This is a genomic window from Thalassotalea euphylliae, from assembly GCF_042682785.1.
In the GTDB taxonomy this organism is placed as follows: domain Bacteria; phylum Pseudomonadota; class Gammaproteobacteria; order Enterobacterales; family Alteromonadaceae; genus Thalassotalea_F; species Thalassotalea_F euphylliae.
This window is the reverse complement of the sequence record NZ_JBHUIB010000001.1, coordinates 750840-764442: the sequence shown is the minus strand read 5'-3', so window position 1 is coordinate 764442 and position 13603 is coordinate 750840. Positions and strand designations below refer to the sequence as shown.

General features: G+C 41.7%; 16 protein-coding genes and 1 pseudogene. 6 read left to right on the top strand and 11 right to left on the bottom strand.

The genetic code is table 11. From position 1 onward, the window contains the following. Window position 1 precedes the first annotated feature (1 nt). Window positions 2-1201, bottom strand: coding sequence for a tyrosine-type recombinase/integrase (locus ACFSJY_RS03435; RefSeq protein ID WP_284208439.1), 1200 nt, complete (start codon window positions 1199-1201; stop codon window positions 2-4). A gap of 73 nt (window positions 1202-1274) precedes the next feature. Here ACFSJY_RS03435 and ACFSJY_RS03430 point away from each other — a divergent pair. Both ACFSJY_RS03430 and ACFSJY_RS03425 read left to right on the top strand, forming a co-directional pair. Then, window positions 1275-1784: pseudogene (locus tag ACFSJY_RS03430) on the top strand (amidohydrolase family protein); the annotation flags it as partial. A 47-nt stretch (window positions 1785-1831) separates the two neighbouring features. Further along, on the top strand, window positions 1832-3349 hold the full coding sequence (locus ACFSJY_RS03425; RefSeq protein WP_386031133.1) for a hypothetical protein: 1518 nt from the start codon (window positions 1832-1834) through the stop codon (window positions 3347-3349). Between the two features lie 208 nt (window positions 3350-3557). Here ACFSJY_RS03425 and bfr (ACFSJY_RS03420) read toward each other — a convergent pair whose 3' ends face one another. The 6 genes from bfr (ACFSJY_RS03420) to ACFSJY_RS03395 all read right to left on the bottom strand — a co-directional run bounded on the left by bfr (ACFSJY_RS03420) (window position 3558) and on the right by ACFSJY_RS03395 (window position 7926). After that, on the bottom strand, window positions 3558-4025 hold the full coding sequence (gene bfr / locus ACFSJY_RS03420) for a bacterioferritin (RefSeq protein ID WP_386031131.1): 468 nt from the start codon (window positions 4023-4025) through the stop codon (window positions 3558-3560). 9 nt (window positions 4026-4034) lie between these two features. Beyond that, the gene (gene bfr, locus ACFSJY_RS03415) at window positions 4035-4499 is read right to left on the bottom strand and encodes a bacterioferritin (protein WP_386031129.1); all 465 of its coding nucleotides are present in this window, start codon (window positions 4497-4499) and stop codon (window positions 4035-4037) included. Between the two features lie 135 nt (window positions 4500-4634). Continuing rightward, window positions 4635-4829 (bottom strand): bacterioferritin-associated ferredoxin, encoded by a 195-nt coding sequence (locus tag ACFSJY_RS03410; protein WP_386031127.1) that lies wholly within the window; start codon window positions 4827-4829, stop codon window positions 4635-4637. 161 nt (window positions 4830-4990) lie between these two features. Next, entirely contained in the window at window positions 4991-5182 is a 192-nt protein-coding gene (locus ACFSJY_RS03405; protein WP_386031125.1) for a hypothetical protein, read from the bottom strand. Between the two features lie 172 nt (window positions 5183-5354). Beyond that, window positions 5355-6488, bottom strand: coding sequence for an anhydro-N-acetylmuramic acid kinase (locus tag ACFSJY_RS03400; RefSeq protein ID WP_386031123.1), 1134 nt, complete (start codon window positions 6486-6488; stop codon window positions 5355-5357). Next, window positions 6472-7926: an OapA family protein gene (locus ACFSJY_RS03395; RefSeq protein ID WP_386031121.1), complete on the bottom strand. Its 1455-nt coding sequence runs from the start codon at window positions 7924-7926 to the stop codon at window positions 6472-6474. The genes ACFSJY_RS03400 and ACFSJY_RS03395 overlap by 17 nt, the downstream gene beginning before the upstream one ends. Before the next feature lie 132 nt (window positions 7927-8058). Here ACFSJY_RS03395 and tyrS point away from each other — a divergent pair, with 132 nt between their 5' ends. From tyrS to ACFSJY_RS03375, 4 genes are all read left to right on the top strand, one after another. Then, the gene (tyrS, locus tag ACFSJY_RS03390; protein WP_386031119.1) at window positions 8059-9258 is read left to right on the top strand and encodes a tyrosine--tRNA ligase; all 1200 of its coding nucleotides are present in this window, start codon (window positions 8059-8061) and stop codon (window positions 9256-9258) included. A gap of 120 nt (window positions 9259-9378) precedes the next feature. Next, window positions 9379-9966 carry a DUF4136 domain-containing protein gene (locus tag ACFSJY_RS03385; RefSeq protein ID WP_386031117.1) on the top strand — a complete coding sequence of 196 codons (588 nt, stop codon included), beginning with the start codon at window positions 9379-9381 and terminating at the stop codon, window positions 9964-9966. Then, window positions 9959-10447 carry a hypothetical protein gene (locus ACFSJY_RS03380; RefSeq protein WP_386031115.1) on the top strand — a complete coding sequence of 163 codons (489 nt, stop codon included), beginning with the start codon at window positions 9959-9961 and terminating at the stop codon, window positions 10445-10447. The genes ACFSJY_RS03385 and ACFSJY_RS03380 overlap by 8 nt, the downstream gene beginning before the upstream one ends. A gap of 58 nt (window positions 10448-10505) precedes the next feature. After that, complete coding sequence (locus ACFSJY_RS03375; protein ID WP_386031113.1) at window positions 10506-10829, top strand: ribonuclease E inhibitor RraB; 324 nt, start codon at window positions 10506-10508, stop codon at window positions 10827-10829. Window positions 10830-10853: 24 nt separating this feature from the next. Here the strand turns inward: ACFSJY_RS03375 and ACFSJY_RS03370 are convergent, their stop codons facing one another. The 4 genes from ACFSJY_RS03370 to mtnN form a co-directional block, all read right to left on the bottom strand. Beyond that, window positions 10854-11480: a trimeric intracellular cation channel family protein gene (locus ACFSJY_RS03370; RefSeq protein ID WP_386031111.1), complete on the bottom strand. Its 627-nt coding sequence runs from the start codon at window positions 11478-11480 to the stop codon at window positions 10854-10856. Window positions 11481-11486: 6 nt separating this feature from the next. After that, on the bottom strand, window positions 11487-11801 hold the full coding sequence (locus ACFSJY_RS03365; RefSeq protein WP_386031109.1) for a rhodanese-like domain-containing protein: 315 nt from the start codon (window positions 11799-11801) through the stop codon (window positions 11487-11489). Between the two features lie 114 nt (window positions 11802-11915). After that, complete coding sequence (locus ACFSJY_RS03360) at window positions 11916-12884, bottom strand: cobalamin biosynthesis protein CobD/CbiB (protein WP_386031107.1); 969 nt, start codon at window positions 12882-12884, stop codon at window positions 11916-11918. Then, window positions 12884-13594, bottom strand: coding sequence for a 5'-methylthioadenosine/S-adenosylhomocysteine nucleosidase (gene mtnN, locus ACFSJY_RS03355; RefSeq protein ID WP_386031105.1), 711 nt, complete (start codon window positions 13592-13594; stop codon window positions 12884-12886). Before mtnN ends, ACFSJY_RS03360 begins: the two co-directional genes overlap by 1 nt. Window positions 13595-13603: the final 9 nt, after the last annotated feature.

Sequence of the window (13603 nt, the reverse complement as noted above, 5' to 3'; positions counted from 1 at the left end):
ACTAAGCTGCCATCCCTTCAATATCCTTCATTTCTTCTAACAAACGAATATATATTGTTGTAGTTGAAGGAGCTTTTCCTTCCTTTCTATCTAGCTTGTGCCCAAGGCGTATCGCGACGTTAATAAGAGCTGCACTTTCACTGCGAGTTTCTCTACCACTCTTATCCAATAAATTCTGGTAGAATAGTTCTGTGGCAAAAGTATGCCGCAAAGCATGGTAAGTTAACTCTTGATCAAGTCCGGGGATATTTACTTTTCTCTTACTAAAGACATTCGAGGCATGCCATGTAGCTATAGGTAGCCCCTCACAACCATTGTCGCTTCTTACAAATAAGTAATCATGTTGATAGTCGTTAACATCAATCATGTCTTGGCGTTCAGTTTCGACATAATCCTTTAGAGCAAGAAGTAGCTCCTTATTAAAGTAAATGTCTCTAGGCCGTCCATTCTTTGTATATTTACCTTGTAAGTGGTATCTGAATTTGCTCTTATTTTTATCTTCTTCGAGTTGGTCAAATAGAGACTGTAATCCATTATTTGTATCGGTTTCTTTTTCCTTCTTTAGAAGTAGACCACAGTTTTCTGCTGCTCTAAGCCCAACTTCATGACCCATTCTCAATATAAGTTTTTCCGCTTTTGATTTACATGCCATTTGCAGTAAATGACGATGATCACGTGATACGTACTTGATGACATTTTTTGTCTCATCCAATTCTGCTACTCGCTGTCTGGACTTAGCGTAAATGGCTAAATCTAGAGAGTGGCAAATACCGATATGAGATAAGAAATTAAAGTAGCCATCCAACGCTGCTTTGTGCTCATCAATTGATTTAATTCCACTTTCGACCAAAAAGTCATTTAAGTAGTCATTCACGAAATAACTATCGCATTTATAAACTTGATGAGTTGATATGTTTTCAACGCTTTTAGCTAGCTCATTTAAATAGTTGTGAAATTTAGAAATATAAGAAAAGTAAGTAGGTATACTTGATTCACTTAGTATCCCTTCTGCCAATTCTTTATACTCTTTCCCATCATCATCTTTACGTTGAATGTATCTGAATGAGGTTCCTATTCTATCAAGATGAACAGCGTATAATAATGGTAGCAATAAAACATTGTTGTCATCATCAGTAATAACAATTAGTTTGTGAAATGGTTGCCCATTTATCTTCACATTTTCTAATATGTCTTTACGCATAATAATATTACTACCTAACAAAGTTGATATTTAAGTGTTACTGTTAAAAGAATATACCATAAATCCCATACTATCATATTGGATATTTAGCTTAAGGTTCTATTTAACAACAGATGATGAAATTGCGTGGAAAAAAAATTTTCAGCAATGGATGGCATTTCTAAATGATTATAAAAATCATGGTGGGCGGGTCACTACTGGCTCAGATTCTGGCTACATTTTTAAAATTTATGGATTTGGCTATATTCGGGAGCTAGAGTTATTGCGTGAAGCTGGGTTCAATGCACTAGAGGTAGTTCAAGCTGCAACAATTAACGGCGCAGAGGCACTCGGTATGGAAAATGAAATAGGCTCAATTCGTGTCGGTAAAAAAGCGGACTTGGTTATCGTTGAAGAAAACCCTCTGCGTAATTTTAAAGCACTATACGGCACTGGCCATTTCCGATTGAACGATAACAATGAACCAATTCGCACTGGAGGTGTTCACTTAACCATCAAAGATGGTATTGTGTATGATGCTGAAGCATTACTAAACGATGTGCGAGCGATGGTAGCAAATGCCAAAGCTGAAACGTCGATGTAGTTTTTTATTTGGGTACCGCATGGAGGCTGATTGCAAGAGAGAGTTGTATGCGCGTATTAGTCTTATGCCTTTTTTTGTTGTCGATGTCGTGTCTGGCTGCAATCAAGCCTGTCGTTCGGGTCGTGATTCCAGCCGACCAATCAAAAGCTATAAGTAAAAAAGCTGAAACGTATCAACGAATTATTGAAGCCGCATTAGAAAATCACTATCAGCTCGACTTTATCTCTGTGCCTGTAACGCAATTAGCACAGTTTGAAGCAGAAAGCGCTGCACATAGGGCGGATATTATTGTTCCGCTATTCGAACAAGAGCCTCAAGACAATAAACTTTATAGTGCTCACCACATCGATAAACACTACCCCGTCCAATTGCTTTATGATGCGAGCCACGTCAATTTTGGCGTGGATGAACCCGCCAAGAAGCACCTATTCGCGGTGACTTCTGACATAGCCGAACTTGGCATACTGCCGCCCAGTGCAGGAGTGTATCACGCTGATAACCTCTCCCAGTTGCCAAATTTACTGCGAAGCCGACGTGTTGATGGCATTGTTACCTATAGCTACAACGTTCACCTTGCTGACCCTAGCAGAGAATTTCAGACCCTGGAGTTAGTCCCAGCGAGCAAAGTACTATTAAAATTCAATAACAACATAGAAGGACAACGGTTAGCTACTGAGTTTGATGCGGCAATGACAAACCTTATTCAGTCTAATCAGTTGGCCCAGTATTTTCCTAATAATGCTGACTATGTGCATGCCGATTTTACGCATTCAGTCACGCTATCACCACCAGTTAACTGGCATGTAATGGCCAAAAAATACAGTGAAGATGGAACACGTTTAGAGCCTCTGCCGCACGAGCTGGCATTTTCTAAAAACCTACTAGCACATATGCCAAGTGTTAATTTTAATATAGAAATTAATAGTTCTCGGGTAGCACTGGATACATTGAAAGGTGACCAAACTAGCTGCATTTTGAATATTTCTAAAACTCCTGATCGTGAATTAATAGCGCATTTTTCATCGCCAACTTATGCCTTTCTCAGCCCAAGATTACTCGTATTAGATAGCTCGCCGTTAATAAAGAAAATGGGAGACTACACTGAGAATGTTGCCTCACTGACAGACCTTTTTAATACCCATCCCAATACGCGCGTAGCCATTGTTGAAAATGGCAATACGGAAAAAACATTAACGAAAGAACTCAATACTAGTACGCTAAATAAACTGTATAAAATTAAGGATGTTACCTTAACAAAATTGATGACGATGTTGCTGTCGCAACGTGTCGATGCGGTGATCGCATGGCCAAGCCATGTGCCGAATATTATTAATGACGAGGACATTGCTCGCCATATCACTTCGTTCGCTATTTCTGAATTAAAGCAGCGTCACTTCTATAGTTACATTGCTTGTAGTAGGAATGCCGAAGGGCAACAGATTATCGAGACTATCAATAAGACACTAGCTTCTCCTGAAAAATCAGAAGCGTTATTTGCGCCTATCCTTCAGACCATGGATCGCGGATCCGCTGAAGGCTTTAGAAAACTTATCTTAACGAATTAAAGGCTTTCGTATGTCTCATACTGAAGGGTACGTTACAGGGCAGTTTTAGATTGTTAACAGCTACTTTCTAACTGTTTGCTCTGCTCATTAATAACACAGGGAGCGCAGTGTTTAGTTTTCCTGTTAAATAATTTGTCGTGTTAGCATAAGCGCAACGTAAAAAGCCCTAGATTAATTAGGGCTTTTTACAGAAAAACAATCAAGTAGATTACATTTGTGACTGCAAATAATTACTCAAACCTATTTTGTCGATAAGTCCTATTTGTTGCTCTAACCAAAAGGCATGGTCAACTTCAGTATCGTTAATGAGTGTCTGCAACATATCTCGGGTCACATAGTCGCGTTCTTTCTCACAAAGCCCCATGACTTCTTTAAGCTTTTTATCAACCTCGTACTCTACACGTAAATCACTTTTGAGCATTTCAGGCACGTCTTTGCCAATTTGGAGTCCGGTACGCGTGATCATATTGGGTGTGCCTTCTAAAAAAAGAATGCGCTCTATCAGAACTGAAGCGTGTCCTTTTTCGTCGTCAAATTCGTGATCGATTCGCTCGAATAGTTTTTTAAATCCCCAGTCATCATACATGCGTGAGTGGATGAAATACTGGTCCATGGCTGCAAGCTCATAAGCTAACAGTTCATTGAGTTGATTGATAATCTCACTATTACCTTTCATGTTCTGCTCCTATATTTGTGCTTGCAGGTAGTTTTCAATACCCATTTCTTTGATTTGATACTGTTGTGTTTCAAGCCAGTCGATATGTTCTTCTTCACCTTCTAGAATATCCGTTAGCATGTCGCGGCTCACAAAATCACTTTGTGCTTCGCAAAACGCTATGGCGTCTTTGATGGTATTTATTTGTTTAAGCTCAAACTGGTAGTCACACCCAAGCATCTCTTCAGTATGCTCACCAATAGAAAGGGCGCCTAGCTGTTGTAGGTTGGGAAGACCCTCAAGAAACAATACGCGCTCAATAATTTTGTCCGCTTGTTTCATATCCAAAATCGATTTTTTGTAGCACTTATCGTTTAGTTGCGAAAATCCCCAATTTTTGTACATACGGGCATGCAGAAAATATTGGTTAATAGAAGTTAACTCTGTGGTTAATACTTGATTTAAATGGCGAATAATATCGGCTTGACTCTTCATGGCTTTGGCCTCAAACAAAAAGGTTCAAGCTGAGTATAGAATGGTCTTTCGAAATTACAAAAATTCTTTTAATTACAAGAAGTTGTAGTGATAATGATTCGTAATTAGGTTGTTTTTTGGGCAGGGTGCGTGAGGCTAAACAACTTCTTTAAATAAGCTTTCATCGATGATGGTGTTATCGATTACTTGTTGGGCAGCTTTAACACAGGTGCCACATTGAGAGGCGACGTCAAGGTGTTGTTTAAGTTCACGAATAGAGCCTACACCGCTGTCGATAACCAGTTGTTTGATTTGCGTGTCGGTGATGCCTTTGCAGATGCAGACGTACATAAGAACCTCTTACTAATATGAACGCAAGTGATAATAGTTATTATTTGTTTTGGTATCAAGCTAAAATTTGTATATATTAGCTAAGTGATTATTACGTAAAGAAATATAATTTTAAGGCAATAAAAAAGCTCCCGAGGGAGCTTTTTTATCATTGTTTGTACCTAGTAGTAGGTGTCTTGTCTATTGTGAGCCTGTGGGTCTTCGATTAATTCCTCAAAGTTAACTTCAAAGCTGCTGTTATTCTCAGTATCAGCCATATATACGGTGCGTGTAGAGCCATCTATCCATGTAACCGTGCCACTTCCTTTTTTGCTGCCGCACTTCATTCCAATATGAATATCACTAAACTCCATTGCTCCTCCTAAAATGTGTGTTGATACAATAGGCGCAAAACTTTAGATGGTTAGTTTTATTTTTAGTTCAAAAAATAGACGTTTTGGCCACGTTAACGATCATTATTTTTGTCTGTTTTTCGACAGACGAGTTTTCAGTATAGAAGTGATTTTAGATGTTGCTAGGAAAAATTTAGGGTAAAAAAAGTACACCAAGTGTCGTACTTTTTTTAGCGCCCGTCACCGCTGGAATGTTGCTACAAAAATTATTTTTGTATGCAAAAGCAAGATAAGCAAAAGCCATTGCCTCTAGCGCATCGCCGTCAATACCTAGCTGATCAATATTAGCGATTCGTTTTGCCGGCATCATCTTGCACAGCGTTTCAATAAGAAAACTATTGTGTCTTCCGCCACCGCATAGCCATATTGCGTCGACACTTGGCAATGAATTGATAGCGTCGGTAATTGTGCGTGCAGTTAACGCGAGTAGGGTTGCTTGTATATCCGCTGGCGCATATTGGCCGAGGTTTACAAACCCTGAAAGCCAATCTAAATGAAAGACTTCGCGTCCCGTACTTTTGGGCGGAGGACCTTGAAAATAGGGCTCAGCACATAGTGTGTCGAGTAATGGGGTAATAACACTGCCTGATGAAGCCCACTTACCGTCACAATCATAGTTTCCGTGGCTGTGATGTTTTGCAAACCAGGCATCCATTAAGCCATTGGCAGGCCCAGTATCAAAACCCATGACTCTGTCTTTCGTTAAATAGGTGATGTTTGCTATACCGCCTAGATTCAGCACAACGCTTGGCGTTTGTTCGCCTAGCAAAAACTGGTGGAAGGCGGGTGCTAACGGTGCGCCTTGTCCGCCTAAAGCGATATCTTTAACGCGAAATTGCCCTATAACCTCTATTCCGGTTAACACAGCTAAGGTTTGATTGCAGCCTATTTGAAGGGTGTAGGGTAGTTTTCTTTCTCTTTCTGGCGGAAAGTGGCGAATCGTTTGACCGTGATTGCCTATAGCTACAATGTCTTTTTTGGCAACCCCTGAAACTTCTAACAGCTGGTGAACAGCGTCAGCGTATAAGGTAGCGAGTTTCTTATCCAGCGTTTGACTGCGCTGTATTTCATCGCTATTCGGTTGGTAAAGGCTGGTAATTTCACGTCGAGTTTCTGCATCAAAAGGGATAAACAAGCTGTGAACGAGTTTGCACTGGTGTTGACGATCAGAATGATTATCAGCAGAAAAATCGACTAGCGCAGCGTCGATGCCGTCTGCGCTGGTGCCTGACATCAAGCCAATGAAATAGTTAGCCTTGGTTGCCATTGCCAGTTTGCATTGCTAGCAAAGCTTGTTTTGAGCCATTTAGTTCTTGGACACGCTTGTCTGCTATTGCTAAGAAATCTTTTTTGTACTTATTTGCAATAGGTTTTGCGTCGGGCAATTTAACTGTACGTGGATTACGGTGTACCCCATTCACTAAAAATTCGTAGTGAAGATGTGGCGCTTGTGACATGCCTGTTGATCCAACGTAACCGATGACTTGCCCTTGTTTGACGCGCTGGCCTTTTTTAACCGCACGTTTTGAAAAATGCAGATATTTAGTCACTATGCCATCACCATGTTGGATAAAGACATAATTACCGTTGTATTTGTTGTATGTTGAATGGGTTACTTTACCATTACCCGCGGCAACGACAGGGGTTCCTGTTGCAGCGCGATAGTCTGTGCCGTTATGTGCTTTCCATCGTTTCTGGATAGGGTGAAAACGACGAGGCTTAAAGTTTGAACTGATGTATTTGAAGTTTACAGGTGCACGCAGGAATGCCTTGCGCATACTTTTGCCTTCTGGCGTGTAGTACTCATCATCTGTAAAACGTATAGCTTTAAATTCTTCATTTTGGTTGACGAATTCAGCGGCTAAAATTTTTCCAGAGCCAATGAACTCTCCGTCAACATAACGGTTTTCATACACCACATGGAAGGTGTCGCCTTTGCGGATATCTAACGCGAAGTCTATATCCCAGCCAAATATATTGGCTAATGAAATAATTTGGTTGTCATCTAATCCAGCTGAAATGCCAGCATTCCAGAAGCTTGAACTTATTGTGCCGTGTGCAAATGTTTCGCGCACTTCGACTTGCTTTTCTTCTATATGCGATTGGTAAGCGCCATCAACTAACTCGACATGAAGGGTTTTTATCTTAGACAGCGGATACTCTAAAGCGGCTAGCTGGTTATCGGAATTTTTTCCAATGCGCATTGTATCGCCGACTTTGATTTTCTTGAGTAAACCACGCCCTTCACCTTCTGCACGGCTAACATCATGCGTAGTGCGTGCACTGTACCCCAAGCGTTTAAAAATTTTAGCTAATGAATCGCCAGACTTTATTTTCGTGGTTTGCCAAGTTAACGCAGGCGCTTCTGGCTCGTGAGTTTCAGCAATTGATTGATTTGTAACATTCGTTGTCAGAGAAGACGGCGTGATGGATTCATTTTCAGTGGTTTGCGAGCTAGATAACCCTTCTAGTTTGGTTTTTGACTCACTAGCTACCTCGGTTAAGCCTTTGTCTGACAAGCTGTAGCGTTTACCCACTTCTAACCCAGCGGTTTGCTTACTTGCTTCCGCTTTTTCTGACGGTACTAGTAAAGAAATGAGGAGTATGCCAGATACAGCACTTAAAATAATTCGGTGCTGCTTGGGGAGCGATAAATATAAATTTTTTATATTTTTCAATGAAATACTACTCTTACTGCTGAACATCTTCGGTTTTGCTGTCCTCACTATAACAAAAAAAGTGGTCAGAAACAGTATCAGGGTTTTATCCAGCCCTTATTTTACAGTAGAATCGGCGTTTTGTTATTCACCCAAAGACCTATTGTTGGAGCCAGTTACATGACCGATGTCAGCCAAGCGTTTGCGGAAATTAAACGCGGTGCAGAAGAAATCCTGCTTGAAGATGAATTACTTGAGAAGTTAAAAACAGGTAAGCCATTAAAAATTAAGGCGGGTTTTGATCCAACAGCCCCTGACTTGCATTTAGGTCATACTGTGTTGATTAACAAGCTTCGTCAGTTTCAGCAACTCGGTCATGAAGTTATCTTCTTGATTGGAGATTTCACGGGCATGATTGGTGACCCTACCGGGAAAAACGTCACCCGTAAGCCACTCACGAAAGAAGACGTGTTGGCAAATGCTGAAACCTATAAAGAGCAAGTATTCAAAATTCTTGATCCAGCAAAAACAAAGGTAGCATTTAATTCAACGTGGATGGAAGAGCTGGGAGCGGCTGGTATGCTGAAGCTTGCGTCACGTCAAACTGTAGCTCGTATGCTGGAGCGAGATGATTTTAAAAAGCGTTATGCAGGCGGCCAAGCTATAGCGATTCATGAATTCATGTACCCGCTTGTGCAAGGTTGGGATTCGGTCGCGTTAGAGTCTGACGTTGAGTTAGGTGGCACCGATCAGAAGTTTAACTTATTGATGGGCCGTGAATTACAGAAGTCAGAAGGTCAACGTCCACAAACTGTATTGATGATGCCACTTCTTGAAGGCCTTGATGGTGTTCAGAAAATGTCTAAGTCACTGAACAACTACATTGGTATCACTGACGCACCATCAGAAATGTTTGGTAAGATCATGTCTATTTCTGATGACTTGATGTGGCGTTACTATGATCTATTAAGCTTCCGTCCTATTGAAGAGATTGAAGCGTTCAAACAGAAAATAGCGGAAGGTGCGAACCCTCGCGATATCAAAATTGAATTGGCGAAAGAGATCATTGCACGCTTTCATGACCAAGCGGCAGCAGATGCTGCGCAGCAAGAGTTTATCAACCGCTTCCAAAAGGGCGCGATGCCTGATGAAATGCCAGAGTTTACTTTCACACCAGAAGGCGGTGAATTAGCAATCGCAAACTTATTAAAAGATGCAGGCTTAGTGGCAAGCACGTCTGAGGCGATGCGAATGATCAAGCAAGGCGCTGCGAAGATAGATGGTGAAAAAGTGGCAGATAACAAGCTACAAGTAGCGTCAGGTACCACTGCTGTTTATCAAGTAGGTAAACGTAAGTTTGCGCGCGTAACCATCGCATAAGTAAGATGATTTTTAGATAGATAAAAAGCCAGCATATGCTGGCTTTTTTATTTTTGAGCGCTTGTATTTTTTTAGAGTCTCGGTAGGCTAAAGACAACCTTAATAAGATTCTCTGCACCTATGACAGGAACATTACGCGCAAATATTTTCATTGCCCTAACTTTGCTCATTGTGGGTTGTAGTTCGCCTAAGCAAGCTGATGTTAAGTATCAGCCTATTTTCGATTTCGGCAATTTGGAAAGCTATGGGCTCTATGGACGCGAAGATGAATTCAATGACTGGCAACCCTTAAGTCATGCAATACGCAACAGCATTGAACTGGCCATTGAGCAAGAAATGGAAGCGCAACAGTTCAGCTTTAAACCTGCAGACAGTGCTGATGTTGTAATCACTTATTATATCGTTAAACAAAATCAACGAACCTTCCGTGCATACAATCAAGGTGTAAATTACTGCTCCTACTGTTTAACAAACACAAAGTCAGGCAAAAAAGAGGAACGTTTGCGTATCGTACCTGGCAGTTTGATTATTGATGCGGTCAAGCCTAAGAATCGTCGCTCAATTTGGCGTGCCGCTTACCCATTGAGAATCAAAGAGAAAGACAATAGTGCGCAAATCAATGAAAAGGTAAAAGAAGCGGTTAGCATCATCATTAAACAATTTGCCGAAGCAGCAAACAAAACAGACAGTTTGAGTAATCGTGCTTAAGTCATTGTTCAAATGGATATCTATTGCAGCGATAGCGTTAGCTGTTATTGCGTTAATACTTTTGGGGGTCGGTTATATTCTGTCGAAAAATGAAAAAGAAACACGTGCGTTAAAAGACAAGCTAGATGAAAGAGCAATCGCTGAGTCAAAAGTGCGAACGCGTGCCGATATCCTATCAGGGCAAAAAAGTATCTCTCGCAATCCATTACCTCCTCAGCCACGAAAGCCAACCCTTCGCCTTCCAGTGGTTGAAGATATGCTGGCAAAGCAAGTCATTACCAATAATTTGGTTTGCCAAGATGTTAGCCAATGTGAGTTATTTGATACAGGCCGAACGTCGCTTGGATGTGTCGTTGCCGTTAATGGCATTGGTTTATCGCAACTTAATCGCTTGAATTTTGGCGGTAAAGAGACAGAGTGTGAAGAAACTATCACGAATGTCCAAGCGACGTGTCATCATAATATCTGTTCAATAAAGTAATGCACGATATGGCGCCTCGCTCTATAATGCCGCCATACGAGTAAAGAGAATAAAAATTATGAATTTCCCAAACGATGATACAGGCAATGTACTGGCTGAAATGGCCGAAGCAGGTATTAATCTCAATGAAATCCACGATGTGGTATTTTTCCAGTTGTTTGAGAAAAAAGAACAAGCTGACAAGTTTGCACAGCATTTACAGAGTGTTGCTCCAGACATGAAAGTCAACGTTCACCCAGATGAGACACCCAATATATGGGACGTTGATTGCATCGTTAGAATGATGCCTACCTATGATGGTATTGTCGCGCAAGAAGCAGAATTTGAACAAATCGCCGATAAATTCAATGGCTACAATGATGGTTGGGGTATTGAAGCATAAGTAGTATTCAATGTGACACGAATACTACTTTTCTTCGCTTTCCACAATCTGAAACGCAGGCAATGACACTTTCCAGTAAATAGCCGCTAGGCGCAGCACTAGACACCCCATCACAGAAACAACAATAGAAATCTGATTATCCCAACCCAGCCAATAGAGCAGTGCGTATGTGCCACCACCCACCATGGCTGCTGTGGCGTATATTTCTTGACGCAAGATCATCGGGATTACGTTACAAAGCACATCTCGAATCATACCGCCGGCAACACCGGTTATTGTGCCAAGCACGACTGCTGCAGGAATGGAAGCGCCAAAACTAAGTGCTTTTTCAGTACCAAGTACTGCAAATAACGCTAAGCCAAACGCATCAGCAATCAATAAAAAGCGTTTCGGAATACGCTTCGGTTTGCGGATAAACACAATGGTTAATAATGCGGTGATGCTTATCGTCCAAAGATAGTATGTTTGCTCTACCCAAAAGACAGGCGCGTTAAGGATCACATCGCGAATAGTCCCACCGCCAATTGCGGTAACTGCCGCTAATACTACAACCCCAAAAGGGTCTAGTTGATACCTGCCCGCCATCAACGCCCCAGAAAGCGCAAAAACAATAATGCCGAACAAGTCCAGCCAATAGAGGAGATCTGTCATTAACATCTATTTTTGAGTCGGCAAGTTGTTGCGCTGCCAAGCTTTCATATCACCGTCCATATGCCATACGTTGGTATAACCCGCGTTAGCAAGAATGTCTTCTGCTACGCCAGCTCGTCTACCTGAGCGGCAATACACAACAATCAACTGTGACTTATCACTTGGTAACATGCTTAGCTTGTCTGCAAGCGTTGAATGACTGATGTTGGTTGCGCCTGGCACATGCCCCTCAGAAAACTCTTCTGCACTCCTTACATCAAGCACCGTATAGGCGGCCGCTTTGGGTGCTTCAATTAGACTCATGACCTGAGTTTGAGTCATTGTAGGCCTTTGTTCCTCAGCAAAGCTTGTTGTGCTCGACAGTAATAAGGCGAGGGTGAAAAAAGTGACGGTAGTTATGTTTCTCATGACGTTCTCTGCTCAGTACTATGTTAATTAATATGTATAGGATGCTAGCCAAGGCAGCGTTACTAAAGCGATTGCCAGCATAGCCAAAAGCGTATTTATACGGGACAGGAACTGGTGACAGCTCACTATGTCCTTAATTTCAGGTTGCTTTCCATTGTCATTAAACGACCTCCGTCGGACTTTAATGCCTTTATACATCGCTACACCAGCTAATCTTACATTCAGAGCAATTGCAAAAAACTGAAGTAAGGCATGGTTATTTAGCTTAAAAAAGTCGGGCATAGTCATACGCCATAACAGTGTCGATTGCTGGCCAAAAGACAGGAATAAGCCTGCAAGTAGCATAAATCTGCAGGGTAGCCATGTGAAAAGTTCAGTGAGTTGCTTGGCAAATTGGCCAAAAGCGCGCAGTGCAGTAATCTTTTGGTTCCAACTGTAATGCATTTCTAGGATGAGACGATAGCTTATCGCTAACAAGCCCCCGCCCAATAAGAATAAAAAGCTCACCGCTACCGTTTGTTGCATATGACGCAATATAAGCATTTCAATGGTTGCTTTGTTGATGCCCAGAGGAGATAGCTGTTCTGTGTCACGTAACACTTGGTCAGCAAGCAATTGTTTTGCTTGATACTTGTCACCAGCGCTAAGTGTTTTTACAACTTTATTAGCGGTCGGTTTAAGCGTTAACTCTCCCAGTGCAAAGTAAAGTAAGAGGGCTTGCCATAGCGCTTCAACTTGAACAAAGTCTGCGAATAACCAAAGGATAACCCATAGAGGGGCAAAGGTAATGAGTACAGCTACAAAACCAGAAATCGTCTGCTGACGGCTACCATTCTCTGATTTATTGACTTTTAAGGCGAGTTGCTGACAGAAAAAACGAAAGTAAATAAAGGGTTCGTGTGGAGAGATACCTTGGAGGATGCGCTTAACCAGCATTACCACCACAAGTATGGTGATGCCATGTAATTGTGGTGGTAGTGAGGTTATAAGGTCCATTAGCTCAGTTGCTTTCCTTTCAGGCTATCAATCATACTTGTAACAAGTTTTGACGAATTAACTGATGCCGTTTCGAGGTAGGCTTCAAACGATGTTGGAGACTCTTTGCCTGCGATATCTGACATCGAACGAATAACCACAAACGGTACGTCAAACTGATGACAAGTTTGGGCAATGGCTGCTCCTTCCATTTCAACTGCTGCCATGGTTGGGAAATTTGCGCGGGCTTTTGCAATATCGTCATCAGCTGTCATAAAGGTATCGCCAGTGGTGATAAGGCCAACCAAGGTGTTAATGCCGTCTAAGCTGTCGATACCTGCTTTTGCTGCTTCAACTAACGTTGGATGAGGTTCGAACGCTGCAGGATTAGCAGGTAATTGACCAATTTCATAGCCAAATGCTGTAACGTTTACGTCGTTGTAACGCAACTCAGAGCTTATAACAATATCACCGACACTAAGTGACTGATCAAAACCACCAGCAGAGCCGGTGTTTACCACATAGTCAGGGCTAAATTTATCGATCAGTAAAACGGTAGCGAGTGCTGCTGCTACTTTACCAATACCTGATTGGACAATAACAACCTCAGAACCATTTAATAGACCTTGGTGAAATTCAAAGCCACCGTGCTTGGTTGTTGTAGGGTTTTCTAAAGCTGCTTTTAAAATGGCAACCTCTGGTTCCATTGCACCAATAATGCCTGCTTTCATATGTCGTCT

Bases quoted from the DNA above. Each gene is read 5' to 3' on its own strand.
- ACFSJY_RS03435 (WP_284208439.1), bottom strand. From the start codon at position 1,201: ATGCGTAAAGACATATTAGAAAATGTGAAGATAAATGGGCAACCATTT.
- ACFSJY_RS03425 (WP_386031133.1), top strand. From the start codon at position 1,832: ATGCGCGTATTAGTCTTATGCCTTTTTTTGTTGTCGATGTCGTGTCTG.
- bfr (WP_386031131.1), bottom strand. From the start codon at position 4,025: ATGAAAGGTAATAGTGAGATTATCAATCAACTCAATGAACTGTTAGCT.
- bfr (WP_386031129.1), bottom strand. From the start codon at position 4,499: ATGAAGAGTCAAGCCGATATTATTCGCCATTTAAATCAAGTATTAACC.
- ACFSJY_RS03410 (WP_386031127.1), bottom strand. From the start codon at position 4,829: ATGTACGTCTGCATCTGCAAAGGCATCACCGACACGCAAATCAAACAA.
- ACFSJY_RS03405 (WP_386031125.1), bottom strand. From the start codon at position 5,182: ATGGAGTTTAGTGATATTCATATTGGAATGAAGTGCGGCAGCAAAAAA.
- ACFSJY_RS03400 (WP_386031123.1), bottom strand. From the start codon at position 6,488: ATGGCAACCAAGGCTAACTATTTCATTGGCTTGATGTCAGGCACCAGC.
- ACFSJY_RS03395 (WP_386031121.1), bottom strand. From the start codon at position 7,926: ATGTTCAGCAGTAAGAGTAGTATTTCATTGAAAAATATAAAAAATTTA.
- tyrS (WP_386031119.1), top strand. From the start codon at position 8,059: ATGACCGATGTCAGCCAAGCGTTTGCGGAAATTAAACGCGGTGCAGAA.
- ACFSJY_RS03385 (WP_386031117.1), top strand. From the start codon at position 9,379: ATGACAGGAACATTACGCGCAAATATTTTCATTGCCCTAACTTTGCTC.
- ACFSJY_RS03375 (WP_386031113.1), top strand. From the start codon at position 10,506: ATGAATTTCCCAAACGATGATACAGGCAATGTACTGGCTGAAATGGCC.
- ACFSJY_RS03370 (WP_386031111.1), bottom strand. From the start codon at position 11,480: ATGACAGATCTCCTCTATTGGCTGGACTTGTTCGGCATTATTGTTTTT.
- ACFSJY_RS03365 (WP_386031109.1), bottom strand. From the start codon at position 11,801: ATGACTCAAACTCAGGTCATGAGTCTAATTGAAGCACCCAAAGCGGCC.
- ACFSJY_RS03360 (WP_386031107.1), bottom strand. From the start codon at position 12,884: ATGGACCTTATAACCTCACTACCACCACAATTACATGGCATCACCATA.
- mtnN (WP_386031105.1), bottom strand. From the start codon at position 13,594: ATGAAAGCAGGCATTATTGGTGCAATGGAACCAGAGGTTGCCATTTTA.